We start from the raw sequence: 26,050 nt of genomic DNA, 5'->3' as shown, positions 1-26,050 counted from the left end.
CAGTATTTAATGCGCAAAATTATGAACAGGAGACGATATGCTTAGTTACAATTTCATCTACTTCGACCATAACGACTATTTGCTGGTGGAACTCTTCAACAGCATTCTTTCCCGCAAAAAGGATCAAGCCCGCATCAGGTCACTGCTCAGCCCATACTTAAAACCGCATGGAATTAAAGAACTGGCCGCCCCCTACGGCATCCGAATTGCCTATGCTGTTTTTAACCTGTTGGGTTCTCTTGAATCTGATGAAGTAAATGAAAGGCTGCACGCTTTATCCGCACTCAAAAATGAGGTCATGGCCACGTCAAAGACCACCCTGCGCAACAATAGAGCACGGGTTCTTATTCAAATCGCAAAGGAAATCATCAGATCCGGGAACGATGAACAGAAGCAACTAAGGCTGGCACATGATTTCAGAAGTGTTTCCTTCGGAAAAAGCAGCTTCATCCGTGAGCAATTAAAAAAGTACCATCTTTTAGAAATGCCGGAGGAATGGAATCAGCTGACATTTGATGATCGGGTGCACGACGCGAATAGCAAAGGAAGAAAATCCGCTTCCCATCTGGTTATGGATGCATGGATAAAGGGCATTCGCAGGCTAAGGGTTGTTTATTACGATTTCCTATCCCCGGAAGTGGCAATAGAACTGTATTCCGCAGCGCAGATTCTGGACATTAAAGTAGAATTCGGAATTGAATTAAGAGCGGTGGTCCGCAACCGGTATGTCAAATTTGTTTGGACCCCGAAAAATATTATAGATCAAAAAGATATTGCTGAATTCTTCGAGAACGCCAAGGTGCAGGAGATCATGCAATTCGGGAAAACATCGCAAAAAATACATGCTGAATATATTCGCCGTGTGACTGCAAAATTTAACTCTGTGCACCGGCAATCCATTGAACGGGAAGTCGGAGTGAAAATTCCTGAAATTGATTACACGGAATTTCAGAACAGCCTAAAATCCATAGCACCAACCCTAACCCATCTCGGAAAGTATGTTCATGAGATTTCACTCCCCCACTTCAAGCAGAGGGTGAAGGAGCTTGCCGCTGTATACCTTGTTGCAAGCGTTGAGGAAAAAAGCAGAATCGACAAGCAGGTGGACTCCATCAATCTCCTTGATCCGGATACGATCACGGTCCGTTATCTTTCGCCGCAAGCCAATTCGGAACTCCCGAACCCTAATCGACCGCCAGCTTCTAAGGAAGCCCCCGCCCCCTTAGTTTTCTCGCCAAGCAGATTGACGGGAAAGCTGCTCAGTGCAAGCCCTTCCAGTAGAATAACCCTGATTCTGGAAAATATGGAATTGGAAGATGCACTGGAACTTGTATATGAATGCAAAGGACGAATTACGCACTTTGAATTGATTAATCTCAAAAATATCACAGAAGAACACTTCCCGAACCGAGTACCGTTCAACAGGTTGCAACAGGCACTGAACACAGGCAACTCCATAGGATTAAAAAAGATTGTCCGCAGCTGTGTTGATAAATTAAAAAGAGGAAAAGAACCCGAACAGAATGAACAGCTTGCAAAGCTCATTCATATTCAACAGCATATTGAGGAACTGAAAAACAGCTATAAGCATCGCAAAATCAGGACAAGGATCGGAAGCGGTTCAACCGGGGGCTCATTGCGGGCCATCGGTATGGGATTCGCTGTTGCCGATACACTGCCACCACGGGCGCGAAAGGAAATCAAAGAAAATCCAGACAGAAAATGTCTACCTGTTTCGGCAAACTTGTCTCTGGTTATCAAATATATGTCACAGCGCAACATTCCGCTGATTTCAAGCAATTTCCTAAGCCACGTAAAAGATGCCTTTCTATTGCGCGAAATATTACAGCGCAAAGAAAAGAAATGGGAAATTTCCAACTATCAAATTGAACACGGACAGTGCGGTAACATCAGCCCTCTGGGAGGATTATCGCAAAATACCGGAAACGGGCTCTCATTGATCAGGCAAAAACCGGATACCGTAAACAAGACCGAACCGCAATATATCAACAGTACGCTTAAGAACTTATTTAAAATTATCATCGGCTTCATTCCGGCCTTTCTGACTTTTTACCTCACTAAAGACTGGTGGGTTCTGGCGTGGCTGGGCGGCCTGATCTGGTTTTCCATCACCGGATTCCGTAACATCATTCAGTCGATACTTGGTGGAGGCGGCCTCAAACGATCCCCTTATCTGGTCTGGAGTGACTTTATAAACTGGAACCGCATTGCCGACTCCCTTCTCTTCACAGGATTTTCTGTGCCGCTGCTGGATTGGTTATGTAAATCCGTGGTACTTGATAGAATGTTCGACATCAATGTAACCACCGACCCGACCATGCTTTATACGATCATGGCAATAACCAACGGCATATACATAACAGGTCACAATATCATGCGGGAACTGCCTAAAGAGGCTGCCTTCGGCAATTTCTTTCGCAGCATAATTTCAATCCCCATTGCAATTGTTTTCAGTTACACCATTTCCGCAATTCTCTATATCTGCGGGGTACCGGAAATAGATATGCTCATTCAGCAATGGGCGGCAGTCATATCAAAGCTGGCTTCGGACTTTGCTGCTGGATTTCTTGAAGGTATGGCAGACCGCAAGGAAAACATAATAGCCCGCTCATGGGATTACGAAGAAAAAATACGTCAGGTTCTGAATTTCTTCTCAGAAATGGAAGTCAGATTCCCGAACAAAGACCTGCTTTCACTACTCGAAAGTCCAGCCGAATTCATTAAGCTCTGCCGCAGCCGAGGTATCAATGACGATTCCATATTAATGGCAAACGCTTTGGACCTGCTCTATCTGCGCATGTACCAGCCAAGGGCCAAAGAAGCACTGCAACAAGCAATCAGAGGCATGTCAAAAGATGAAAAAGAAATATTCAGATCATCCCAACAGATTCTCAACGAAAAGAAATCAGTCTCACACATTATAGTTGACGGCTTGATTGGCAACAACTTTTCGAAACCACTATCCTTTTACCTGCGGCGACATGAAGGTTATCTCCTAGAGCTGGATAGAATCATTGCTCCAGCAAAAGCATCGTAAGAAACATCATCCAATAACAAAGGCCGGATCCTGCACATATTAAAATGGCAGGCTCCGGCCTTTAACTATTCATTAACATCTAACCGGCAGCAGGAAGGATAATGCTGAATTCAGTACCCTTGTGCCGTTCACTCTTAACCCTCATAGTTCCACCAAGTGAATCTATTACGGTATGGCATACGGCAAGGCCCAGTCCGGTCCCGTCACTATTTTTCTTCGTGGAATAGAAAGGCAGGAAAATGCGCTCCATATCTTTTTCATGAATACCCACACCATTATCGCACACTTTAATCAAAGCATTTCCATTTTGATCCTGACCAGCCGCGATCACAATTTCGCCGTTCTCGGAACCATGTTCATCCACAACAGCATGAATCGCATTGTTCAACAAATTAACCATGACCTGCTGAAGAAGCCCCTGATCCGCAAGGACAGAAGGCGTCCGACTATCCACATCCATGATAAACCGGATTCCTTCCAGTTCAGCTTTTTTCTCCACCATCTTGGCGACCTGCGGGAGATAATCCACCACATTAATCTTTTTGAATTCCGGTTTATTCTGACGCCCAAAATTTAAAATTTGGCGCGTAATCCCTGCGCAACGATCAATCTGCAACTTCAATTGCTTATTAATATCTGCGATTTCAGCACCGTTTTTACCTTCGCCGATTCTTTCAATCTCCTCATGCAACAACATTTCAAGCAGAGTCAGATCACTTTTCATTATCTGCAATGGATTGTTGATTTCATGGGCGAAGCCTGCTGACATCTCCCCTAGTTCAGCAAGCTTAGCCGCACGCAGGAACTGGGCTTCAAGGGCACAGACTGTATCTGCCTGTCTGGTTAGCATGTCATAAACCTTGTTACTGGCAACAACTGCCAGCAAGACCAGAACCGATCCACCACAAATCAATATGGCAAGAATAAGATACAAGGCACTACTGCTGGAGCGGAAAGCATCGGAATGCTTTTGACGAACTACTAGCCGCCATTTTCCGTTATTAAGACAGGTCGTGGCAAAGATGTATGCTTCATCATTCTCTGAACCGTCGAAAGTTATAACCCCGTCTTTCTGATCCGGGTAAAGATAGCTGTCCCGATCGAAAATATCTCCCCCACTACGCCGGGAAGTCTGTAATCTATTAGCGCTGTTGATTATGTATGCTTCCCCGGACACGCCAATATTAACCTTTTCCACTATCCTTCTTAACGCAGCAGGTCGCAATGTAGCCCGTAACACCCACTCTTTATTATCAATCAGCTTCGATACAGACACATTCAAATGCGGAACTCCCCTTAATCCGAGATAAATATCACTGATGTTGTATCCTTTGCCGACCGTCTCTTTATACCACCTCGAATCAAGGTAATTCTTATTTTCAAGAGGATATTCGCCGACATAAGCTACTTGATTGCCTTCAGGGTCAATTAATCCCAGATCTGAATACATATCCCGCCTTAAGCTGCGCAACTCTCCAAGTATCTCCCTGACTTTAGCAGTATCCTTGATCTCGCCTCCCAGCAGGTCTAATGATTCCATCAGGTCGGCCCTACGTTCGTTCAGAAAAAAGGACACCATTTCAGCATGGTCTACGGCTGCCAACCTGACTGCGGACATAGCCAACTGCTCCATCGACTTTACATGAGAATAGTAACCGATGGTTGCTGCCACAATTAAAGGGACAAAAGGAACAACGATCATCGATAACAATAGCACCCTTCTTATTCCATGATACTTGCGCGTTCTCTCCACGTGCCCACCCACCTTCTTTGCTAGATTTAGTTCAATTATTTCAAATTATTAAACAAAACACAGTTCTGGTATAAATTCCGCATGTAACTACAAGCAAAGGAAAAGCAATCACCATGCCGAATTGCCTTGACAAGCACTGGGTGCGACTCTAACGCTAATAACAGTGACGCTTAAATTCTAAATAAAAATACCAATATGGAATAAATGCCATGTCCGAAAATACTCAGCCCACCGAACACAACAACAGCAGTATGTTTTCTCCCAAGAGACTTTGGAACAGAACCGGTCTGCGCGGTAAGCTTCTGCTGTCGCTGTTGCCGACAATTCTGATCATCATTCTTATCGTGGGGGCAGCATCTTACAAAGTCTCTAAGGATTACATAAGGATAGCTCTTGGAAGAACAGTGGCCATGCAGAACCTTGCAATTGTCCACGACATAGAAATGTTCATGAATAATTGCGCAACAGATCTCCGCTATTTCGCTCTCAGCAAGCAGAAAAACGAAGACATCAGCATACAGTTTCAAAATATGATTATGGCTGGGGGAATTCCGTATTATGAATTGGCGTATATTCCGGCCTCCACTGGAAAACCTCAAATACAGATCAACAAAAGCGGTGTAGTGACAAAGCTGGATGATGCGGCGCTTGGCAGGGTCAGCCCCAATCCGCTGCTGGAGCTTGAAAAAATATCCACATTAAAAGACAGAGAGGTTCAACCTTCATACATCCGCGAAATTACCTATCCGGTACAAAACAATAAAAACGGAAATATGCTGATCAAAGAGAAGGTTGTCCGCTTTTACATAAAAACCTTAGATAGTAAGGGACACCCTGACGGAATAATGTTTCTCTCCGTCAAAGCTGAAAAACTACGAAATTTCCTAACATTGTATGACTCGAAAAGATCTCCGCTATGGTCATTTCAGCGAAGCGATGAATTACGATTCAGTTATTTTGTTGACCCGCAAGGCTGGATACTTTTCCAGTCAATACCTAAGGAAGACGACAGCTCTGAACTGACATCATTCCTCGCACGACAGGGCTATCAGGGGACTCTGGGCAAGGCAGAACACAACGTAGCCTTCCGCCCAAGCGAGATTCACGCGGACTACTGGGAAAGAATCGGAAAAATACAGAAGAAAGAAAAAGGACTGGAATTTTTATTTCACGAATCCGGTCAGTATTCCTCGACAATACCCACACTTGCATATGCCCCGGTATGCTTCAAGAAAACTCCCGGCGGAGAATCTGAAGTTTACGGAGCCATTATCTATACCGACCGTAGTGTTCTGCCGAAAGTTGCGGGCTATGATTTCATGAGCATTCTGCTTGTCGTTTCCGGTATCGCAGTCGCTGCAACAATACTGGTGGTTCTTTTCTTCGGCAGGTCACTGACCAGACCGATACGGGAATTTGCTGCGGTAATGTCGGAGCAGACTTCACTGGATCAGCTTAAAGAAGTCGATTTGCCCTACAAAGATAATGATCTACAGGTGCTGCAAAAGGCTTTTAACAGAATCATACGACACGTTAACAGCCAGTATATTTTGATGAAAGCGAAAGACGAAAAGCTTGTAGCCATCAACAGTCAGGAAAAAGCCGATATGAAAAAGGAGACTCAAGCCCTTGCAAATCTTGATGTCACTGTCATTCCGGAAATTATAGGCTACGGAAAACAGATCAATAACCTTAAGAATGAAATCCTCAAAGCCGCTGAGGTAGACGTTGATGTTCTTATTTACGGCGAAACAGGAACAGGGAAACAGTTGGTGGCTGAAGCTGTCCACAACAACAGTGCTCGCCGCGAAAAGCCTTTTATCTCAGTTAACTGCGGGGCTTTGGATGAAAACCTTCTTCTTGATGCACTTTTTGGGCATGTCAAAGGAGCATTTTCAGATGCAAAGACCGACCGTAACGGAGCTTTCATTGAAGCTCATGGCGGCACGTTGTTCCTGGATGAAATTCAGTCAGCTTCACTGAAAGTTCAGCAATCCCTGCTACGGGCGATTGCATCACGCAGACTCAAGCCACTGGGCAGCGATAAGGAAATATCCTTTGATATCAGAATCATCGTCGCCACCAACGCGGATCTGACTACCCTCATTAAAGAAAAACTTTTCAGGGAAGACCTGTACTATCGGCTTAAAGTTCTCATGATCCAGACTCCTGCGCTGCGCGAACATCCGGAAAGCATTCCCTTGCTAAGCCTGTACTATATGAAGCAGGCCGAGAACCTCACCGACAAGAAAGATATTGCCCTCAGCCGTGGAGCAGTTGCCAAGCTTAAAAGTTATCAATGGCCGGGAAACGTACGAGAACTGGTCAACAGCATCACCAGAGCTGTCGTCATGGCTAACAACAAGCTCATTCAGGCTGACGAGATCAAACTTGAAGGTGAAAGCTGCTCTTATGCAGAAGACGAGCACCCCGAGAGTGTAAAACAGAGCTTTGCCTCCGAGGAAACGATTTCCCCTGATGAAGATACGCTCGAAGAAAATATGGATTCAGATCAATTACAGAGCACTTCACTTAATGACCGCCAGCTCAAGGCATGGAAAGTAATTCGCACAATGGATTCCGTCTCCCGCAATGAATATCAAAAGATTGTGGGGGGAAGACTTCCGTCCCGTACCGCCATTTACGACTTACAAATTCTGGTTAAAGCCGGAAAACTCCGCAAGACAGGCCGCGGACCTTCAACCCGCTACATAGTAGACGAGTAGATTTTGAATGGAGCCAGCCGTATTGCATGGGAAAAGCCCTTCCCATGCAATACGCAATTGCGCAAAAGGACGCTTTTGCCAGATCACGAACAACTAGCAAAACAGATAAGTATCTGAATTCCTGCCCCAAAAACAAATTTAATCGCTCCACAAATTATGGCATAGGCTATGCAAAATAAGTCCTCAAAAAAATAAGCGCAAAGCTAACTTTCAGGAGGACAATACGATGAAACTAAAGATTTCCGCTCATGGACGCTCGTGCGATTTAGCCCTGCATCCTGTTTCTGAAAAAACGGCAAAGACCATCAATGAATATGGTCAGAAAGTATATTCCATGAAAATCATGAACTGGTGGCGCAAAGGCAAAACCACTACTTGGGGCATGAAGATTGATTCAGACTGTTCCTTACGCATAACTCTCGATGACAAACCGGTTGAGTTTGACTACGGCATTATCACCAAAAATCCAGTGCAGATCAGACGGCGCATCTTTCTTGACAGCAACGCGAAGTATCTTGCGGTGCTCGGCTATGACAACGAAATATGCAAGTTTTCGTGGGAATGGGACAATGTGACAGAATTCAACCCTGAAAATTTTGAATTCATGCTCCATCAATGGGATCGTATTATGGGCGAAGACGACTATTTCATCCTCGACGATGCAAGGTATAATGGAGAATTCGCAGACCGCAATGACTGGTGCGAAGCTCAAGGATTTACTCTGGTAGAACCCAAGGTTATCGACCTTGAACAAGTAAGACACGAGTTTGCTGAACGTGGAGAGCTGGCCCACCAAGGAAACCCCTTTCCTTCGCCTTCTATCAATCCCCTCTAAGAAGCTTTCCAGCTCTTCCCTACTCTCCGGGGCTGGCATAACAATGTGTCAGCCCCGCCTAAGTCATCACAGCCCCAAAAACGGTCTTCTAATCTAATAGGTCTTATTTTTTTAATTTCCTACTTACAAACACATCCACACACCCCTATCCACCTCACCAATTTTCCATTAGTATGCTTTAAACATGTGAACCACATTCATCCTGCTACTGGAGAATTCCCATGACCATACCTCCACTTCCGAATCTTCATGCTCTGGCTGTTCTGGCCTTAACAGCTATTGCGTTACTGTTGTTCAGTAACAAAAGAATTCCGCTCGAGACATCAAGTCTGCTTATATTCCTGATCCTAACTGTTGGATTTGAAATCTTTCCCTACGACTACGACGGGGAAATCTTCCCTGCCGTCAATTTCTTCTATGGTTTCGGCAATGAAGCCTTAATTGCGGTATGTGCGCTCATGATTGCCGGACAGGGGATTCTGCGCACAGGGTCACTAGACCCGATGGGCCGCCTACTGGCCCGGGCATGGAAGAAAAGCCCTTCTATTTCATTTTTACTGACCCTGCTGCTGGGAGCATTCATCAGCGCCTTTATCAACAATGTTCCCGTGGTAGTTCTGCTGCTTCCGGTCCTTATAAGTGTATCCTTAAAAACCGGTTCTCCGGCTTCATCCGTACTAATGCCTATGGGCTTTTCCACCCTTCTTGGCGGAACAGCTACAACCATCGGCACCTCAACCAACCTGCTTGTTGTATCTGTTGCAGCCGAGATGGGGTTCAAACGCATAGAAATGTTCGATTTCGTATTGCCGGCAGTCATCGCCGGAAGCATCGGGATTTTGTACCTCTGGCAAATCGCCCCGCGCATCATCCCGAAAATTGATATCACCCTGACAGACAGTTCACCGCGAATATTCACCGCCCACTTGGAAGTTACCGAGGGCAGCGTATTGGAAGGAAGCCCTCTTTCAAAAGCATTTGAACTGACTGACAACGCAATGCAGGTTTCCACTATTGAACGAGGTGAAGGCAAGCCGATATACCTGCATCCCGGGGCCATCCTTCAGGCCGGAGACCATCTGGTTATTAATGACACACCGGAACAGTTGATTGAATTTGAGAAAATACTGCAAGGTACGTTGTATCCAGTTGGATCAGTAGTGCCTTATGACGCCGAACATCCTTTTGAGGCGGCTGACCAGCAAATAGCTGAAATAGTAATCTATCAAGGCTCACCGCTGAATGGCACAACTTTAAAGAAGTATAATTTTGCAGAGAGAACCGGTATGACGCCGCTGGCTATTCACCGGTCAGGAAAAAAACTTAAACGCTTTTTAGATAAGATAAGTGATTTAAAACTAAAAATCGGCGATATCCTGCTTATTCAGGGGCCAAGACAAAAAATTTCGGAACTCAAAAAAAACACAAAGGTTCTGGTTCTGGATTCCACAATGGATCTTCCGTATTCCCAGAAAGCTAACCTTGCAATGATCATAATGCTGGGAATAATCCTGACTGCCGCTTTCGGCATTCTTCCTATAGCCATCAGTGCACCATGCGGAGCACTGATCATGATCCTGACCGGATGCATTACCTGGAGGGATGCTACACGAGCATTGAACGTACAAGTAGTTCTGATCGTTGTAACCAGTTTGGCTCTGGGTAAAGCCATGCTCATAACCGGCGGTGCGGATTTTCTCGGTCGATTATATGTTGCTTTGAACGGTGATGCTCCGGCAGCGGTCATCATTAGTGGGCTCATGCTGCTGATGGCAGTTTTCACCAACATCATCTCCAACAATGCAACAGCTGTAATCGGCACCCCTATAGCCCTGTCCATTGCTCATCAATTAAACCTTCAGCCTGAACCGTTTGTTCTGGCTGTCCTGTTCGGGGCCAATATGAGTTTTGCCACTCCCATGGCCTATAAAACCAACTTATTGGTAATGAACGCCGGGGAATATTCATTTTCGGATTTCTTAAAGGTAGGAACCCCGCTGGTATTAATCATATGGATAACATTATCGATTGTTCTGCCGATGATTTATCTCTAGAAAACATTACCCATCAAAGCCAAACATATCATGGAGTGATTATGCGTAATAAGTTGCTTTTGATTTTTGTTGTAATTCTTTCAATGTTCTCTCTTGGAGGTTGCTCCACACGCACAGCTATCCCTCCTACACCCTTGTCTGCATTCAACCCGAGCCTCGGTTCGTTTAACGTGCGTGTAGTTCTCTTCCAATTAAACAAAAGCGGCAGCCCGGAACGGGTTGAAACCGGTTCACTTCCTATTGCGCAAAACATGATTCAGACATTAGCCGAAATGGGTTATAAATATCAGCCCAACGGTGAAGTTGATTACCTTATAGAAGCTCGAGTGGGTTCTATATCCCCAAAAGTAGCCGCTCATGGAGCACAACAACAAGTAGGATTTAGCGACTCTCTGCCTTATGGACCTTCATTCCGTAGATATCCTGTGCTTGTGAATACATGGTCACCACAAATTGAACGGGCTAAAAGTGCTCCGAACACCTGTTATCTGGTTGTGGAATTGCTTGTCGAAAAAAACAAGGGACAAAAGGAGACTGTTATATACTCTGGATCTCCGGACCCTATCGAGGTCCCTTACGAGTTAGGCTGTCCCTTTGCTAAATGTAGTCAGGGTGTAAATCAGGGCATCAGTAACTTTCTAAGAAAACGCTTTGTACCTACCAAAAACTAACCGACCAAACGATTCCTAGAAGAGATTCAATATGAAAATATTTGCCACCCTTTCAGTATTCTTAATTGCTCTAACTGGATGTTCATCATGGCACAATGCCAACTATCCCGATCAGGCTGTTGCTAAAGTGGAATTCAAAAAGGATAGAAAAGAATGTGAAAAACGCACAACAGAGAAACTACAAATTGATAATGAGGATAGATCAAAGACAATAACAACCAACAGTGCTCAATTTTCCGCTAATTACAGCAGAACAAAAGAATTTGACAAATGTATGAGAATTAGGGGGTGGGTTAAAAGATAATCACCTTACACCAAATAGGAGATTCGCCCTTGAATGAAGAATTCGCCAAGGTTACACTAGCCAGCAAATGACCTCTCACCCATATTCCAAGGAGATCAGATGATATCACGCACCAGAATGCAACTACCTCAAATAACCACTTTATTGATTTTTCTTTTTTTCCGCCCTGCTCTTTGCGTACCCCGTTAGTGCTGCGGATACATCCGAATCGCAAAAAACTAAAATCGCAGTAATACCGGAACGAGGCGACCTGGACTTCTGGCAACTATTAAAAAAAGGTGCGGTCAAAGCTGCGACCGATGATGGCAATATCAAACTCTACTGGCTTAGCCCTTCAGGACTTGGAGACTTTAAAGAACAAAAACTTGAAATTGACTGGTGCATCGAACACAAAATGGATGCGATTGCAATCTCTCCGGTACATAGCTTGAGGATGAAAAAATTCATAAAAAAAGCCATGCATAAAGGAATTCCCGTCATTCAAATGGTTTCGAAAGTGCATGGAAATGCTGAAACAGGATACGTACACTCCGACAACTTCAAGGGTGGGAAGCTCGCTGCGGAATTTCTGCAAAAAGAAATGAAGGATTCCGGAACGATTGTTCTGGGTATGTTTGTCAAAGGCAACTCCCCTGTAAATAGCAGGATTGAAGGATTTAAGGCTCAACTTGAGGATTCGGAATCAAAACTTAAAATCGGCAAAGCTATCTATGTGGGAGAAGAGCACAAAAGAGGTTCGTCCAAAATTCGCGTAGCCATGTATGGCAACGACAATCCGAACAAGAAAAAGAAGATCAATGCCGTTGTCGGCTTTAATGAAAGCAGTAGCGAAATATTGCTTAAGACACTCGAAGAATTAAACAAGCTTAAAGGACTTAAGTTTATTGCATTCAACCCGGACCCGGACATGATTCAGGGGATAAGCGATGGAAAAATCACCGCAGGTGTAGCACAGGACCCATATGAAATAGGAAGAATTGCGGTTAACCAAGCGGCAATGGCAGCCAGAGGGCACAAGATTCCTGCTGAAGCAATAACGGATGTATACCTGATAACCAAAGATAATGTCTCAGACCCTAAAATTCATGAAGTACTGGGGCTGAAAGAACGTAATCAATAACAATTAATCCCCTTGTCAGAACCAACATGACAAGGGGATTTTTTATTTCAAAATAGACCGTTAAGACGGTTATTCCTGAGAATTAACAACATAATCCAAACCGCCACGAATAGCAGCAATCTGCCCTTCAACACTTGACTCCGGAGTCATCCAGTCGCCGTCAGGATATATTTCAGTCGTGGTATGAAAGCGTGCATTAGTAAGTGTTCCGCTCAATCCTAACTCACGCATGGGGTAATAAATAACTCCATGAGCAACAGCAGGCTCACCAAGAATATTCCCTTCGTCATCCTTTTCGGCAATGGGAGTAACCGCTTCTACAGAACGGACAACAGCTTCCTGAAATGGAAGTTCCGGCCTATCCTCATCCGCAACAAGATAGAAACCCTGCGGAATATCTTCACGGGCACATTCCACTCCGTCCCTTGCTGCCAGTGCAGGACGGAACACAGTTTTGTCCCGGTCTGTAGTTTCGTGCAGGTCAATATGAACGGCAATATCACCGGGAATAGTAGCCGCAAACTGTTTCAAAAAAGTGGATTCTTCCGCTTTATTTTCACCGCAGAAGGACCTGTTAGGATCAACAGTATACGGGTTCCAACGGTTATTCGTCTCATATCCCCAAGGACTTACGCACGGGACAACCACAAGGTTGAACTTATCCGCATACTCCGAAGCTGTTGTTTCCAAAAACTCAAGAGCTGCGTAAATCCCGCCGACTTCATAGCCATGAACACCGGCAGTAATTAAGGCTGTGCGTTTACCCTCAACCCAATCCTTGGAAAGGAGTGCGTATAACGGATAACGTTCAGGATCATATGAGAGCTGACCGTATTGCTCTACACGATATGTATCAGGCAGTGCGAAAATTCTGTCCAAGACATCCTGCCTGTAATTCTTTTCAATGACTGCCTGTTCCAGCCATTGTTTCTTTTCTTCCTGTCCCCACTTAATTTTATTCATAACTCCCCCTGTATTTGCGAACTATCTTCTAACTTATCATGTTGTAAATCAAGGAAAATTATGCTGCGTAATTGCCTAGGATTTCTTCGCCGATGAATATGAAATTTCAATAACTCCTTCACTGCTTCCGCCCATAGCATCCATAAACACCTTAAAGGCTTCCCGGCTGCCAAGCACTGCCCGTTTTCCTTCCAAATACCCCGGTTTAGTCCCCGTGATTGGACAACCTTCAGTATCATCAACAGTATTGCCCTTATGGATTCGGACATAAGACCGACCCGGAACATCTTTAACCGTCCACAATTCACACCGCCTAGAAGGTGAATACTCAAGCTTGATAGGATATCGACCGACAGGTATGCACGAAATATTCTGCTGATTGTCACGCCAAGGCTCCTCCAAAGTCCAACATATGGATTTACCGTCGACCAGCAGCGCCCCAAGAGTAGATTCATCTGTTGATTCCACACGTATCAATTCTACTTTCCGCATAAAAACACTCCGTAAAAAAGTTAAAGTTAAACTTGAATAAATCGCATTTGCACGCTTTCAAGCTTATCTTTATCTTTGAGTGAAATGCGGTCATCGCCCAGCTTGACAGGGTCCTGATCAATTAGCCTTATTTATAAGGCAGAATAAAAAAAACCACCCTTCAAATTGAAAGACGGGTATTTTCATTTATAGTCGCACTCGAAAAACTATTAATGTTGCGAAAAAGATCAAAATGCCTGCCACCCCGAACAGACTCTGCACTCCATCCACATAGGCCATAACCCGTATGCCACTTCCCCATAGAAATATGGTGAACGAAATCAGGCACAACATAGACCAAGCGCATACGGAATTATTAGCAGCAAAGAAATCCTGTAATCGCGGCAGGGAATAACGAAACAAGTGCCAGAGCATCCAAGTTACGAATGATCCTCCCAGCAGGAAAACCCACCAAGCAGAAAGGTGCATACCTTGGTTAAAACGCCCCACGTCTCCATGATCAGCAAAGGCTCGCATGTAGATGTAGGCAACCAATTCCATCAAATTCACTACGGCAAGCCAATAAACCCAATGATACGCCCACCTGTTTCGCAACTCCTTTGCATTGAGCAGAAAAAGACAAACACACGTTACAATGGAATGCATTACCAACGGGCTGAACCCAATGGCTGCAGCATGCCAATCATTTCCTTCAGCGAAGATCCGCGAATAATTAACTCCTTCGTCCCAACCGGTCATCATTATCGGATTTCCCCAAACAATCCCAAGCGGGCTTTTCATTTCACCCAACAGATAAGCCATAGTGCTATGCGTAAATTCATGCACAACGACCATACAGGATTGAAGCAGCAGAATGGTCAGAATGGCCATACCCAAATAACGCGCGGCCTGTAAGTATTTGCAGGATTCTTTCATTACTCCATAGTACGCGTCTGGCAGCGCAGGGCAATAAAAAAGCCCGGTATTCCATTTCGAAATACCGGGCCATTAAAAACCATTTAGTAAAAACGACTACCACTCAACCCTTCTTACCCGGGCCTCACCACGCTCAGCAGTGCGCTGATACTTAACAGCAGGGTTACCGAATAGCATTGCGTATCCGAGTTCGTGATCCTCAGGAATACCTAGCCGTTCTTTCATATCCGGAAGAATAGACTCAATGACTCGCTTGAGTAAACCGTTCCAGAGTGTTCCGATCTTCATGGATTGGGCCATTAGTTCAAAATATGAAAGAAAAATCGTCATATCTGCGGCTCGGCTGGGAGCACTTTCCGGGGCAGAGACAACGATAAAATGCGGTGCATCGCGAAAAAGCACATCAACATTGTTTTCCTTCATCTGCAGACAGACCATCTTAAACAGATTGGCTACATACGGGATTTCTGAAACACCCTTTTCGAGGGCATCTTCAAGCCGATCATATATTTCCTCGCGGAATCTTTTTACCGAATCAGGATCATCCATGAGGGTAATATGTACGCAGCGGGAGTTTACGCCTGTCGGGGCATGCCATGCGACATCAAGCAGCTTCTGAATCCTTTCAGGCTCCAACGGCTCCGGCTTATATGCACGAACTGAACGGCGACCTTTGATCAAGGATGCCAACGCATCTTCATCAGCAAGATTGCCCTTAAGCGGAGTGCAAGCTTCAGGTTTAATGCCGAAAATCGAGATTGCCCCAGTGGGACAGACAGCCATACAGTGCTGACACTTAAAGCATTTTTGTTCATCTGTGATCTTAGGATATTCATCCAGCTCAATGATTCCGGGAAAACAATCCTGTGCGCAAAGACCGCATTTAATGCAAAGCTCTTCATTTACGGTGAAATTCAACATACTTACTCCGCATATTTTTTACTGGTTATATTTAGACAACCGGAACAATATCCATCCGCCCTTTCATGTCAGACAATAGAATCGACTGAGCTTCAACAGTAGGCAGAGGACATTTCTCTTTCAAACAAACACCCTTGCTCCAACTGCTTGTTATCTCAGCCATGACAAAGGAAGATTTATTCAGATCAACCGTTTCATAAATCCTGCATTCAAGCGCAAGAGGAGCAACCTCCAACATAGGAGCAGCACCAGATTCCCCGTAGAAACTGACACAACGCCCGTCACAGCACTTGTTCTTATCAGACAACGAAGTTTCAAGCCCCAGACAATCCAGAACCTTACCGGAAAATATATTCAGGCTGAATTCTGCCTCTTCCATAATCCGGGCATGCAATTCACTGCCTTTGTCAATTTCTATTGCGACAAGCGATAGCTTGCTGTTAATGCGCGGTTTTGCGACCAGAGGAAGGTAATCAGGGCGACCATCCACATGGCCGCCAAAAAGTGTATGAGCAATTCCCATTTTTTATCTCACCAATTATTCCATAAATTTTTTACCGATATTAAATCCCCGGCCAATGACTTCTCCAATGGCCAGATAATCACGACTATTTGGATCAAAAATGAAAGGATTAACCTTGCTGATCATGGGTTTTCCCTTCTCATTAAGAACTATATCGTCAGCTTTGATACCTACAATTTCGCCAACGAACTGGGTGTGAAGACCCAACTCAACTGTTTCAACAACCTTGCATTCAAAGATGAAAGGAAACTCATCGACATAAGGAGCGTCCACAACTTCGGAACGAACCGGAGTCAGACCTGAAACAGCGAATTTATCAGCATCCCTCCCGCTGGCCATTCCAAAATAATCTGCTTCAGCAGCGTGCTCGATTGAAGGAATGGATACAGTATATGCGCCGCGCTCCATAATTGACCCGTAGGTGTAAGTAGCTTTGCGCAGGGAGATAGTCAGCATGGGTGGAGAAGAACAGCAAATGCCACCCCAGGCAATAGTCATCACATTTGGCTTATCATCTTTATCGTAGCTGCCTACGCACCAAACCGGTGTAGGCATAGCAATTGTATTAGGCTTGAGTGATTGTTTCATTTGATCATCCTCTCATTTAAAAATTAGTGCACTTTCTATCAGAAACCACAGCTACGGCCTACTTTTTCAAGTATATTCCAGAACTTAATTTCTGGACCATCTTCAATAAAGCCGACAACTTGATCATAAGCCTTTCGAATAGGTTCGCTATCCATATGCATGCGATACGATGCTTCGGAAGTAAAATGACCATAAAGTAAAAATACGGAAGGATCATCCTTATCCTGATGCAAGTTGTATATAAGCAAACCTTCCTGACCGAAGCATGCTCGTACCCCTTCCTGAAGGACTTGTTTCAGCTCTGCCTCTTTCCCGGGCTGAGCTTGTAAACGTGCGGTAATAATAAAATTATCCCTGCAGAACATAACATTCCTTTTTTATCTGATGTAGTTAATTCTTATTTTGTCTGGACGAGCTTTCAGGTTCACTCTCATCCATTTCCAATTTTATAGACAAAAGACTCAACAATACACATCCACTGGAATGATGAACGTACAACTTCATTTTCCACGACATTTGTCGTAGAGATCGTAAAACTTGAATATTTTTAAATTGTTCAACCGGACCACATAAAATTAATGCAAGTTGAATTTTAAAATATTAATAGTTGCTATTACTGTCATTATTGTTATTGTTTCTATGCAATGGAGAAACAAATGAGGATCTATCTTAATAACATATTTATAATTTCAATTCTAATCTGTGTTATTTCTATAACATCCACCCCACAGTGTTACGCAGAAAATGATCCAATAATCATAACATACAGTGATTACTGGCCACTCTTCAGGACTGAAAAAGACGGAACTAGGTCCGGTATTTTTTATGAAATAGTATCAGAAGCTATGAACAGTATTAACGTAGAGATTAAGTGGGAATCATATCCTTGGGCGAGATGCCAGAACTACGTAAGAACAGGAAAAGCCGATGCAATTATGACTGTCCGCACTGATGAGAGATCAGAATATACTTTAACCCACCCCACACCATTTTATCATAAACATCTCCAGCTATTCACATACAAGAATAATCCTCAAGAAGCATCCATTGATCAGGTAAAAACACCGGAAGACATAGAAAGAACAGGTCTTTCAATAATCACTTATGTCGGGAATGGATGGAACAAGAACAATATTCAATCCCTTGGAATTAAAACGTATGAAGCCTCAAGACCTGATAATGTTTGGCCGATGCTGGCATATAAAAGAGGTGACATTGTAATTGAGTGGCCTGTTTCAGCATGGATTGAAATCAAAAAAAAGAATCTTTCGCAGAAAATAGTACAGACAAACGGCACGGTCGACTGCATACCTTTCCACCTACTCATCAGCAAAAAAAGTAAATATGTCGAAATACTGCCTGAATTCGAGAAAGCTATTCAGACTATGACAAGGAATGGAAGAATAGACAGTATCATAAAGAAATACATGCAAATGGTACGGCAAGACGAACAATCCGGCACGAATTAACTCCGTACCGGATCATAAATTCCAACCTTAAAGAGAAGCAATACCTTCGCGTAGAGCATACAGTGTGGCTTCCACACGATTTGCCAGATGCAGCTTGGAAAGAATGCTGGTCATGTGAGTACGAACAGTAGCCTCACTGACAAACATTTCCTCAGCAATGGCCTTATTGCTCTTACCTTTGGCTACCAGCTTGAGAGTATCAAGCTCACGCGGCGTAAGCGGATCAGGAGTGGGAGTTTCAGAATCCTCGCCCGGCTGGGATAGCTCGGAAAGCACCTTACGAGCAATATCAGGAGCAAGTGAAGGTTCTCCCCGGTGCACACGGCGGATAGCTTCCAACAGTTCATCCGGGGTGGAATCCTTGAGCAGATAGCCCATAGCTCCCGCCTTAATAGCCGGAAAAAGCTTATCGTCGGTGGCAAAGCTGGTCAGGGCTATTATCCGACCCGGAAGCTTACGATCCCGTATCTCGCGAATAGCCTGAATACCGTCCATAACCGGCATAAGCATATCCATAAGAATAATATCAGGAGAAAGTTCAGCGGTCATTTCCACGGCTTCCTGACCGTTGGCGGCCTCACCGACAACCTTGATATCATCAAAACTACCCAGAAAACTACGCACACCTATACGTACTATATCGTGGTCATCAACCAGCAAAACCTTAATTACATCACTCATCTCCGCCTCCAGTCCCTTCAACGTCAAAAACTTTTACAGTCAGCACAGTGCCCTTTCCGGATTCACTGTTTATATCAAGATGGGCATTAATACGCTCAACCCGTTCACGAATCCCGCGCAGCCCCATACCGCCCGTAGGCAATGTTGCAATATCAAATCCCTGACCATCATCAATTATCTGAACAACGGTCTTACCTTCAGCAAAATCGACCTTCACAGTAACAGATTCGGCCTTTGAATGCTTGGTGGAATTATTCAAAGCCTCGATAGCAATACGGAAGAGTTCTTCCTCTACACGCAGGGGCAAACGCCTTTCATCGCCTTCCACAAATAGATCTGCCCCAAGACCGGAGCGTATTTCAACGGAATTCAAGCGCGCCTGAATCGCCCCCACCAGACCTTCGCTTTCCAGCTCCGGAGGATGAAGGTCAAAAATAAGAGAGCGCATATCCCGCATGCCCTGCTGAGCCATGCCTTGCAAAGCCTTGAGTTGCTCAATAGCCGCACCACTCTTGCCTGATTCAAAGGAACGTACGGCAGCATCGGAACAAAAGGTAATCGCATAGAGAGCCTGAGTCACAGAATCGTGCAGTTCACGGGCCAAACGCTGACGTTCACCCTGTACTACCAGCTTTTCACTTTGCTCGAACATACGACTGTTGCGTAATGCCAGAACCGCCTGTGCCGCAAACATTTCCATAATGCGCTTATCAGCATGGTCAAACCCGCCGCTCTTGTTGGAGACCATCAGCAAACCAAGCTTCTTATCTCCTTCCAGCAAAGGCACAACTATCAGCGTACGAAGTTCTTCACTACGCTCAGCTTCCGGAATTTCACTCTGGGCATCGCGAACAATGATAGTTTCCCCGGTTTGAAAAGCGCTGCCGTAATAGGTGGATTCCACAGGATAAAATTCCATAGGACATCTAGGGGCACCTGAACCGCAAACGCAATGCAGAGAATCGCCCTCAAGCAGCATCAACACGCTTCCCATTCCATTGACAATAGTTCTGGCTTCATCAGCGATCAGGCTGAGAACACTGCCATTCTTGCCTTCAGGACTCTGCAAGAGCACATTGGCAACCCGGCGTAGGCTTTCACTTTCCATAAGCTGGCGCTTTGTCTGGCGCGCGGCAGCGGCACTTTCAATGGCAACCGCAACAGTATTCAGAATACCGCCGATCAATTCAGTAGTGGCGGCATCAAACGTAAATCCGGGCTTTTCAGAGGAAACAAGCGCAACGCCGACCATGCGGTCACTGTTGGTGATATGAAATAGAGAGGCACTTCCGGAACGAACCGCCTCAGGGAGAATATCTGCAAAAGTTGAGCTGGCTTTATTGGAAGAACAAAAACCGTAGCTTTTACCGTCCACACTGCTGAGAGTACTGCCGGAAGGACATAACCTTAAGCCCTGCAAAGCACTCTGACACTCCTTGGAGCCGTACCCAAATCCGGCGCAGGGAGCGAGTCCGCCTGTCTCAGGATTGACCAGAAAAATAGTACAACAGCCTTCACCCACAGTTCCGGCCAAAACCTCTGCCAACCGGCTCAAAACTTCATCAGGATCAAGGGCACTGGTTACAGTTCGGGATGCTTCCAGCAAAAGTTTATTACGCACATGTTCGGCATTCAAACGGGAAAGAAGCATCCCTGAATACCGATCCGCAGTCAGAGTAAGGACCTGAACATAATAATCCTCAAGCTCTGCAAGGAACTCAAGCAGATCAGCCTGCTCGGTATAAAACTTCATACCCACAGCAATAAAAGCCTGTTTGCCAAGCAAAGTACCTTCGACCACATCACGAATGCCAACACCGCGGTCAAGCTTGATTTCAGCGCAACTATTGAAATAATTACCCATAGGCTCCAAGTCACCACGGATGAAACATTCAAGACTCATGCTCACGCCGTAAGAAGCGATCCTTTTGCACTCTTCCAACCCTAGACCAGCATACCAGCGCGGCTGGTGCTCTATCATCATTTCGGCAAATCTTGTTACTGCAAAATCAATATCTTTCAGCAGGTATTCACCGATTTCTTTTAATTTATCATTCTTCATAGTTAATCTCCGGCCAATTCCGCTTTCCGGACCGGCCCTGAAATTCAATTCTTAATTTATCTGATAGCAGAGTCAAATGATGAAAGAATCAGACAAATAGATGAACCCTTGATTTCCGAATTCCTTTAGGCTTTACTAGTTCACCCAAACTTAAAGTATCACTTCAAAAACTAATAAAGGAACTCATAATGGAAAATAAAACTGTCTTAATTACCGGCGGAAACAAGGGGATCGGCCTTGAGCTTACCGAGATGTTCATCGCAGACGGAGCCAACGTAATCGTCGCGGCCCGTGATTTCTCAAACTTCAAGTACAACCAGCATCCGCAGGTAAGAACCGAAAAATTCGATTTTCAAAATGTAGCAGGAATCCCTGAATTCATTGCCGGACTGCCTGCAATCGATGTGCTTATCAACAATGCCGGAGTTATGTACGCAACACCGTATGACGAATATACCGCTGAAAGCGTAGATCAAGTCCTCAAGATTAACATTGAGGCTCCGGTGGCCCTGATTACCGCCGTTTCCGAATCAATGAAAGACAAAAAGTACGGTCGTATTGTCAACAACGCATCGATCGCCGGACAGATCGGGCACCCCGATGTATGGTATGGAATTACCAAAGCCGGAGTCATCAACATGACCAAAAGCTTTGCAAAAATTCTCGGCCCTCACGGAATCGTGGTAAATGCAGTTGCTCCCGGTCCCATTGAAACCGACATGCTGCACACAATTCCCCAAGCCCGCCGTGACGCAATCAAAGCCGCGGTCTACACCGGACGCTTCGGCAAACCGGAAGAAGTAGCTTCCGCCATGCACTGGCTGGCAACTGACTGCCCAGAATACATCAACGGAACCTGCATTGATATCAATAACGGTTCATTCCCCAGATAATTAAAAATCCGGGGAGATTTAACAATCTCCCCGGACATAAACCATCTAAATCCGAATCTTCATCAGTACCACTTCCGGTCTGGCTGTAGTGCGTAACGGCGGCCCCCATATTCCGACACCGCAACTGATATAATAACGAGTGTCCCCTCTCTGATAAATTCCGTACTCTTCTTCATAAATACGCTTCACAACCAGATTAAAAGGAAACAACTGCCCGTTATGGGTGTGCCCTGAAACCTGCAAGGACACATTATTCTGTTCAGCCTCTTCAAGTTCATGCGGTGTATGATCCATAAGAATGATCGGCAGCTGATTTCCCTTAGGAATCACATTCCTTAGTACAGCACGGACAAGTCCCCCACCACGAATGTTTGCAAAATCATTGCGCCCGACCAATAAGAAACGATCATCCACCACAGTGGAGCTATCGCCCAGCACTTTTATTCCCTGCTTTTCCAGAATACTCCGGGACCAATTGTTGCCGAGATAAAATTCGTGGTTGCCCAGCACTGCAAACTTACCCAGAGGAGCTTTGATCAGAGCAAGCTCTTCAACCGCTCCGGTCAATTCACTGTCGTGGTCATCCAAGACATCACCGACCATAAGCACTATATCCGGTTTCATTAAATTGACCATATTTACAACCGCAGCAACACGGTCTCGGGTCATCAGCTTTCCGGCATGCAAGTCTGAAAACATCACCACACGGTATTCTTTGGCCTCTTTGCTACCATTAGAAAGATCAAATGCAACTTCCTTAACCGTCGGCGAAGTGGCATTAATATACCCACCAACAGTCATCACAATAGAGATGAGACAAAGCGCTCCGAACACCTTCAGCCTCGGCACTTTTATACCGTTGCCGAGAAGCTTGATGCCCCAGCGGATCGGCTCAAAGCATAGCCCTACCGGAACCATACAGGCGATGATCGCTGCCCAGCTATAGCCGGCGCCCTGCATGAAAATCTTAAGCAAATATGGTAAATGCTCCGGGAAAAAGACCGTGATCGGCATGACAAGAGTCATCAAATCAGTAGCAGTAAGCACCCCACGTTTGATTTTGGGGTTGTCAACCAGCAACCTGCAAATCCAAAGCCGGATATACAGATAAAAAAGAAAATAAGTAATTGTAGCTCTGACATAAAAAGACATATTCAGCCTGATGATCAAATTTAATATTGTTAGACTAAGCCAACTTTATACTAAGAATAGGCAGCTGTAAAAACATCAGACTTTGCTCGTAAAAATTAAAAAGGCTGCACCGGAATGGTACAGCCTTTTAAAATTAACTAATCAGCGATCTAGTCTGCTAGACATCCAGCACATCAGCCATATCATAGAGCTTACCGGGCTTTTGCTCGGAGAGCCAACGTGCGGCACGGAGCGCGCCCTGAGCGAAAGTTTCACGGGAGTGCGCACGGTGTGTAACTTCGATGCGTTCACCGGGTCCGAGAAAATATGCAGTATGGTCACCCACAACGTCACCGCCGCGAACTGCCATTACGCCAAGCTCATCTTTGGTTCTGGCACCGATAATACCGTCACGGGAATGCTTTTTAACTTCATCATAAACAAGGCCGCGTGCTTCAGCCATGCACTGAGCCAGCTTAAGTGCGGTTCCGCTTGGGGAGTCCACTTTCTTGTTATGATGAATTTCGGTCATTTCCATATCATAAGCATCACCAAGCATGCGCACCAGTTCGGGCAGAACCTTGAGCAGCACGTTCACGCCGACACTCATGTTCGGAGCGAGGAATACCGGAACTTTCTTAGCGAATTCTTCCACCTGTGCAAGCTCTTCATTAGTCATGCCGGTAGTACCGATAACAACCGGGTTGCCGGTAACAGATGCAATCTCGAGCAGTTTCAAAGTCGCAGCAGGGGAAGTGAAGTCAACAACTACAGCACCGGGGACCTTGGTCAGCACTTCCTGAGCATCAGTGCCGCAAACACAGCCCAGAGAATCAAGCCCCTCTTCGCAGCCGGAACGTTCCATGACTGCTGCAAGTTTCAGATCATCACTCTGCTGTACGCAGCGAACCAGTGTGTCGCCCATGCGACCCTTCGCTCCAATAATTACTACATCAGTCATATTAGGCTCCTTGAAATTTAATTTGATGCGCTTCGCGCTTTATTGAAAAGATTATGCCTCCGGCGGCTTAAACCCTTTTTGAAAAAAGGGTTTAAGAATCCCAAAAACTTTTAATAGGGCTTTGCCACTGGCTTTTTATAAATTTTGCTTTAGCTCGCGTTTACTATATCCATAAACTCTGACTCTTTCATGATCTCAACGCCCTTGGCTTTAGCGGATTCGATCTTCTTGGCTCCAACTTTGCTACCACAGACGAGAAAGTCTGTCTTGCCGGTTACAGAAGTCTGAACTTTTGCGCCAAGCCGTCTTGCCATGGCCTGCATGTCTTCACGGCTGCCCTGCTCCATTTTTCCGGTAAAAACGATCCCTTTACCTGTGATGGGGCTTTCCATAGATTCAGTTTCGGAAACCAGCGGGGTTCTACGCAGGTTGAAATCAAATTCCAGCATATGCAGGATAGTTTCTTTAATCGCAGCGATCCCCTCTGTAACTGAATGACTGGTGATATCGCCAAAACCGTGCAACTCGATGAGCTGTTCCTGTTTAACGTTCACAACGTCTTCAAGCTTGAAATAACCCAAAAGCTTACGGCTATCCGCCTTGCCGAGATCGGGAATCCCGAAAGCAGCCAGAAAACGCCAGTCATCGGTTTCCTTGGTCTTGCTTATATAAAGTGCTTCCGCCAGATTGGTGGACTGCACTGGACCAAAACCAAGCTTCTGAAAATCATCTTCGGCCATGGTGTAAACTGATTCAAGGGAATTATGCCCAGCCTTAACCAGCTTGGCGATGGTTTTCTTACCGAACCAATCTGCATTGCCGAGAGTCTTGAACCAGTATTCCAAACGCTGCTCCACACGAGCCGGACAGCTGAAATCGGGACATTTCAGAAAGTCATTCTGCCAGAAAAGTTCTGCACCGCACGAAGGACATTCAGCAGGCAATTCCACTTCCTGTGCGGGCTTGATAACTTCCTCCAGCTTGGGAATAACCTCACCGCTGCGAATGATACGAATAGTCGCGCCAATGCCGATGGACTGATCACGTAGCATTCCGGCATTATGAGCAGTGACGTTACGGATGGTCGCACCGGAAACAGAGACAGGCTTAACTTCCATGACCGGAGTAACCGCACCCATGCGTCCTACCTGCCAGCGGATACCTTCAACCTCAGTTACTGCAGACTCGCCCTTCTTCTTGATAGCTATCTGCCAGCGGTAATGATGGGCTGTCGCGCCAAGACGTTCCTGCAAAGCAGTATCAGTAACTTCCGCAACCATACCGTCCAGCGGATAATCAGCAGCTTCCCAAAGTTCGTCAGTAATTTCCCAGACACGGCTGACCAGTTCTTCGCCGTTAACAACCTTCTTAGGCAAAGTGCTGTAAGGCACAAAGCGAACGGCCTCATCCTGCAAAGCCTGCTTGGAAGCTTCATTTACCTTATCCGAGGTAATAATCCCAACAACCATATTGCGCGGGTGTTCAAAAGAATTTGCCAAATGCTCATCGAAATATTCAAGACTGCAAACAATCTCGCCAACGCCCTGCCCGCGTCCGCCTACAGCAACCACTCCCTTGGTAAAAGCGCTGGAGATTTCATAGCCAACCTCACCGTTACCGCGAGTAGCAAAAACCTTCCCGTCATCACGGGCGGCAAGGCCATCAAGCTTGGGAGTAATCCGGTAAGTAACTTCCTTGATACCCATTGCTTTTGCTTCCTTCTCAACACGGGAAACAAATCGCTCAAGCTCTTCAGTTGTGTAGGCTTTCTCGGTAGATAGCATAGGCCGGGGATGACGCACCTCAACCTTTTCGCTGAAATTCTCAGGCTCTACATTTGTCAGGAAAGGGTTTTCAGGATCAAGGTCACGAAGCTGCTCAGTTAGCTCATCATAACGAGCATCGCTAATAGTAGGCATACCACGGCGAT

At 45.4% G+C, this 26,050-nt stretch carries 22 protein-coding genes; 9 read left to right on the top strand and 13 right to left on the bottom strand.

The genetic code is table 11. The features are described from left to right. The first annotated feature begins 37 nt into the window (after positions 1-37). Entirely contained in the window at positions 38-3,058 is a 3,021-nt protein-coding gene (locus DESAL_RS09300; protein WP_015851734.1) for a hypothetical protein, read from the top strand. Positions 3,059-3,137: 79 nt separating this feature from the next. Here DESAL_RS09300 and DESAL_RS09295 read toward each other — a convergent pair whose 3' ends face one another. Next, positions 3,138-4,760: a sensor histidine kinase gene (locus DESAL_RS09295; RefSeq protein WP_049760015.1), complete on the bottom strand. Its 1,623-nt coding sequence runs from the start codon at positions 4,758-4,760 to the stop codon at positions 3,138-3,140. Positions 4,761-5,020: 260 nt separating this feature from the next. Between DESAL_RS09295 and DESAL_RS19735 the strand changes: the two genes are divergently transcribed. The 6 genes from DESAL_RS19735 to DESAL_RS09265 all read left to right on the top strand — a co-directional run bounded on the left by DESAL_RS19735 (position 5,021) and on the right by DESAL_RS09265 (position 12,521). Continuing rightward, positions 5,021-7,537, top strand: coding sequence for a sigma-54-dependent transcriptional regulator (locus tag DESAL_RS19735; RefSeq protein ID WP_015851732.1), 2,517 nt, complete (start codon positions 5,021-5,023; stop codon positions 7,535-7,537). A gap of 226 nt (positions 7,538-7,763) precedes the next feature. Further along, positions 7,764-8,372, top strand: a complete 609-nt coding sequence (locus DESAL_RS09285; protein ID WP_015851731.1) for a hypothetical protein — start codon at positions 7,764-7,766, stop codon at positions 8,370-8,372. Between the two features lie 221 nt (positions 8,373-8,593). After that, positions 8,594-10,426: an SLC13 family permease gene (locus DESAL_RS09280; RefSeq protein WP_015851730.1), complete on the top strand. Its 1,833-nt coding sequence runs from the start codon at positions 8,594-8,596 to the stop codon at positions 10,424-10,426. Then, positions 10,384-11,097, top strand: a complete 714-nt coding sequence (locus DESAL_RS09275) for a hypothetical protein (protein WP_245543805.1) — start codon at positions 10,384-10,386, stop codon at positions 11,095-11,097. Before DESAL_RS09280 ends, DESAL_RS09275 begins: the two co-directional genes overlap by 43 nt. Before the next feature lie 31 nt (positions 11,098-11,128). Next, on the top strand, positions 11,129-11,401 hold the full coding sequence (locus DESAL_RS09270; protein ID WP_015851728.1) for a hypothetical protein: 273 nt from the start codon (positions 11,129-11,131) through the stop codon (positions 11,399-11,401). Between the two features lie 166 nt (positions 11,402-11,567). Continuing rightward, on the top strand, positions 11,568-12,521 hold the full coding sequence (locus DESAL_RS09265) for a substrate-binding domain-containing protein (protein WP_081434584.1): 954 nt from the start codon (positions 11,568-11,570) through the stop codon (positions 12,519-12,521). A gap of 69 nt (positions 12,522-12,590) precedes the next feature. Here the strand turns inward: DESAL_RS09265 and DESAL_RS09260 are convergent, their stop codons facing one another. The 7 genes from DESAL_RS09260 to DESAL_RS09230 form a co-directional block, all read right to left on the bottom strand. Next, on the bottom strand, positions 12,591-13,484 hold the full coding sequence (locus DESAL_RS09260; protein WP_015851727.1) for a M14 family metallopeptidase: 894 nt from the start codon (positions 13,482-13,484) through the stop codon (positions 12,591-12,593). A gap of 75 nt (positions 13,485-13,559) precedes the next feature. Further along, positions 13,560-13,976 (bottom strand): DUF5675 family protein, encoded by a 417-nt coding sequence (locus DESAL_RS09255; RefSeq protein ID WP_015851726.1) that lies wholly within the window; start codon positions 13,974-13,976, stop codon positions 13,560-13,562. Positions 13,977-14,162: 186 nt separating this feature from the next. After that, positions 14,163-14,891 (bottom strand): hypothetical protein, encoded by a 729-nt coding sequence (locus DESAL_RS09250; RefSeq protein WP_015851725.1) that lies wholly within the window; start codon positions 14,889-14,891, stop codon positions 14,163-14,165. A gap of 96 nt (positions 14,892-14,987) precedes the next feature. Beyond that, entirely contained in the window at positions 14,988-15,812 is an 825-nt protein-coding gene (locus DESAL_RS09245; RefSeq protein WP_015851724.1) for a nitroreductase family protein, read from the bottom strand. A gap of 31 nt (positions 15,813-15,843) precedes the next feature. Beyond that, entirely contained in the window at positions 15,844-16,335 is a 492-nt protein-coding gene (locus DESAL_RS09240) for a flavin reductase (RefSeq protein WP_015851723.1), read from the bottom strand. Between the two features lie 15 nt (positions 16,336-16,350). Next, positions 16,351-16,923: a flavin reductase family protein gene (locus tag DESAL_RS09235; protein ID WP_015851722.1), complete on the bottom strand. Its 573-nt coding sequence runs from the start codon at positions 16,921-16,923 to the stop codon at positions 16,351-16,353. A gap of 38 nt (positions 16,924-16,961) precedes the next feature. Further along, positions 16,962-17,288, bottom strand: coding sequence for a putative quinol monooxygenase (locus tag DESAL_RS09230; protein WP_015851721.1), 327 nt, complete (start codon positions 17,286-17,288; stop codon positions 16,962-16,964). Positions 17,289-17,579: 291 nt separating this feature from the next. On the opposite strand from DESAL_RS09230, the gene DESAL_RS09225 reads away from it, so the two are divergent. Beyond that, positions 17,580-18,392, top strand: a complete 813-nt coding sequence (locus tag DESAL_RS09225; RefSeq protein WP_015851720.1) for a substrate-binding periplasmic protein — start codon at positions 17,580-17,582, stop codon at positions 18,390-18,392. A gap of 27 nt (positions 18,393-18,419) precedes the next feature. Here the strand turns inward: DESAL_RS09225 and DESAL_RS09220 are convergent, their stop codons facing one another. Together DESAL_RS09220 and DESAL_RS09215 are read right to left on the bottom strand one after the other, a co-directional pair. Further along, a complete protein-coding gene (locus DESAL_RS09220; RefSeq protein ID WP_015851719.1) occupies positions 18,420-19,073 on the bottom strand; it encodes a response regulator in 654 nt (217 codons plus the stop codon). Then, the gene (locus tag DESAL_RS09215) at positions 19,066-21,135 is read right to left on the bottom strand and encodes a GAF domain-containing sensor histidine kinase (RefSeq protein ID WP_015851718.1); all 2,070 of its coding nucleotides are present in this window, start codon (positions 21,133-21,135) and stop codon (positions 19,066-19,068) included. The genes DESAL_RS09220 and DESAL_RS09215 overlap by 8 nt, the downstream gene beginning before the upstream one ends. A 188-nt stretch (positions 21,136-21,323) precedes the next feature. Here DESAL_RS09215 and DESAL_RS09210 point away from each other — a divergent pair, with 188 nt between their 5' ends. Continuing rightward, complete coding sequence (locus DESAL_RS09210; protein WP_015851717.1) at positions 21,324-22,028, top strand: SDR family NAD(P)-dependent oxidoreductase; 705 nt, start codon at positions 21,324-21,326, stop codon at positions 22,026-22,028. A 45-nt stretch (positions 22,029-22,073) separates the two neighbouring features. On the opposite strand, the gene DESAL_RS09205 is transcribed toward DESAL_RS09210, so the two are convergent. From DESAL_RS09205 to DESAL_RS09195, 3 genes are all read right to left on the bottom strand, one after another. Beyond that, positions 22,074-23,108 carry a metallophosphoesterase gene (locus DESAL_RS09205; protein WP_245543804.1) on the bottom strand — a complete coding sequence of 345 codons (1,035 nt, stop codon included), beginning with the start codon at positions 23,106-23,108 and terminating at the stop codon, positions 22,074-22,076. A 229-nt stretch (positions 23,109-23,337) separates the two neighbouring features. Beyond that, the gene (dapB, locus tag DESAL_RS09200) at positions 23,338-24,120 is read right to left on the bottom strand and encodes a 4-hydroxy-tetrahydrodipicolinate reductase (protein WP_015851715.1); all 783 of its coding nucleotides are present in this window, start codon (positions 24,118-24,120) and stop codon (positions 23,338-23,340) included. 149 nt (positions 24,121-24,269) lie between these two features. Then, positions 24,270-26,039, bottom strand: a complete 1,770-nt coding sequence (locus tag DESAL_RS09195; RefSeq protein ID WP_425357284.1) for a BRCT domain-containing protein — start codon at positions 26,037-26,039, stop codon at positions 24,270-24,272. Positions 26,040-26,050: the final 11 nt, after the last annotated feature.

This window comes from Maridesulfovibrio salexigens DSM 2638 (assembly GCF_000023445.1).
In the GTDB taxonomy this organism is placed as follows: Bacteria; Desulfobacterota; Desulfovibrionia; order Desulfovibrionales; family Desulfovibrionaceae; genus Maridesulfovibrio; species Maridesulfovibrio salexigens.
This window is presented reverse-complemented; position numbering and strand designations above follow the sequence as displayed.

Coding starts and splice junctions, on each gene's coding strand:
- DESAL_RS09300 (WP_015851734.1), top strand. CDS start 38: ATGCTTAGTTACAATTTCATCTACTTCGACCATAACGACTATTTGCTG.
- DESAL_RS09295 (WP_049760015.1), bottom strand. CDS start 4,760: ATGATCGTTGTTCCTTTTGTCCCTTTAATTGTGGCAGCAACCATCGGT.
- DESAL_RS19735 (WP_015851732.1), top strand. CDS start 5,021: ATGTCCGAAAATACTCAGCCCACCGAACACAACAACAGCAGTATGTTT.
- DESAL_RS09285 (WP_015851731.1), top strand. CDS start 7,764: ATGAAACTAAAGATTTCCGCTCATGGACGCTCGTGCGATTTAGCCCTG.
- DESAL_RS09280 (WP_015851730.1), top strand. CDS start 8,594: ATGACCATACCTCCACTTCCGAATCTTCATGCTCTGGCTGTTCTGGCC.
- DESAL_RS09275 (WP_245543805.1), top strand. CDS start 10,384: ATGGATAACATTATCGATTGTTCTGCCGATGATTTATCTCTAGAAAAC.
- DESAL_RS09270 (WP_015851728.1), top strand. CDS start 11,129: ATGAAAATATTTGCCACCCTTTCAGTATTCTTAATTGCTCTAACTGGA.
- DESAL_RS09260 (WP_015851727.1), bottom strand. CDS start 13,484: ATGAATAAAATTAAGTGGGGACAGGAAGAAAAGAAACAATGGCTGGAA.
- DESAL_RS09255 (WP_015851726.1), bottom strand. CDS start 13,976: ATGCGGAAAGTAGAATTGATACGTGTGGAATCAACAGATGAATCTACT.
- DESAL_RS09250 (WP_015851725.1), bottom strand. CDS start 14,891: ATGAAAGAATCCTGCAAATACTTACAGGCCGCGCGTTATTTGGGTATG.
- DESAL_RS09245 (WP_015851724.1), bottom strand. CDS start 15,812: ATGTTGAATTTCACCGTAAATGAAGAGCTTTGCATTAAATGCGGTCTT.
- DESAL_RS09240 (WP_015851723.1), bottom strand. CDS start 16,335: ATGGGAATTGCTCATACACTTTTTGGCGGCCATGTGGATGGTCGCCCT.
- DESAL_RS09235 (WP_015851722.1), bottom strand. CDS start 16,923: ATGAAACAATCACTCAAGCCTAATACAATTGCTATGCCTACACCGGTT.
- DESAL_RS09230 (WP_015851721.1), bottom strand. CDS start 17,288: ATGTTCTGCAGGGATAATTTTATTATTACCGCACGTTTACAAGCTCAG.
- DESAL_RS09225 (WP_015851720.1), top strand. CDS start 17,580: ATGAGGATCTATCTTAATAACATATTTATAATTTCAATTCTAATCTGT.
- DESAL_RS09220 (WP_015851719.1), bottom strand. CDS start 19,073: ATGAGTGATGTAATTAAGGTTTTGCTGGTTGATGACCACGATATAGTA.
- DESAL_RS09215 (WP_015851718.1), bottom strand. CDS start 21,135: ATGAAGAATGATAAATTAAAAGAAATCGGTGAATACCTGCTGAAAGAT.
- DESAL_RS09210 (WP_015851717.1), top strand. CDS start 21,324: ATGGAAAATAAAACTGTCTTAATTACCGGCGGAAACAAGGGGATCGGC.
- dapB (WP_015851715.1), bottom strand. CDS start 24,120: ATGACTGATGTAGTAATTATTGGAGCGAAGGGTCGCATGGGCGACACA.
- DESAL_RS09195 (WP_425357284.1), bottom strand. CDS start 26,039: ATGCCTACTATTAGCGATGCTCGTTATGATGAGCTAACTGAGCAGCTT.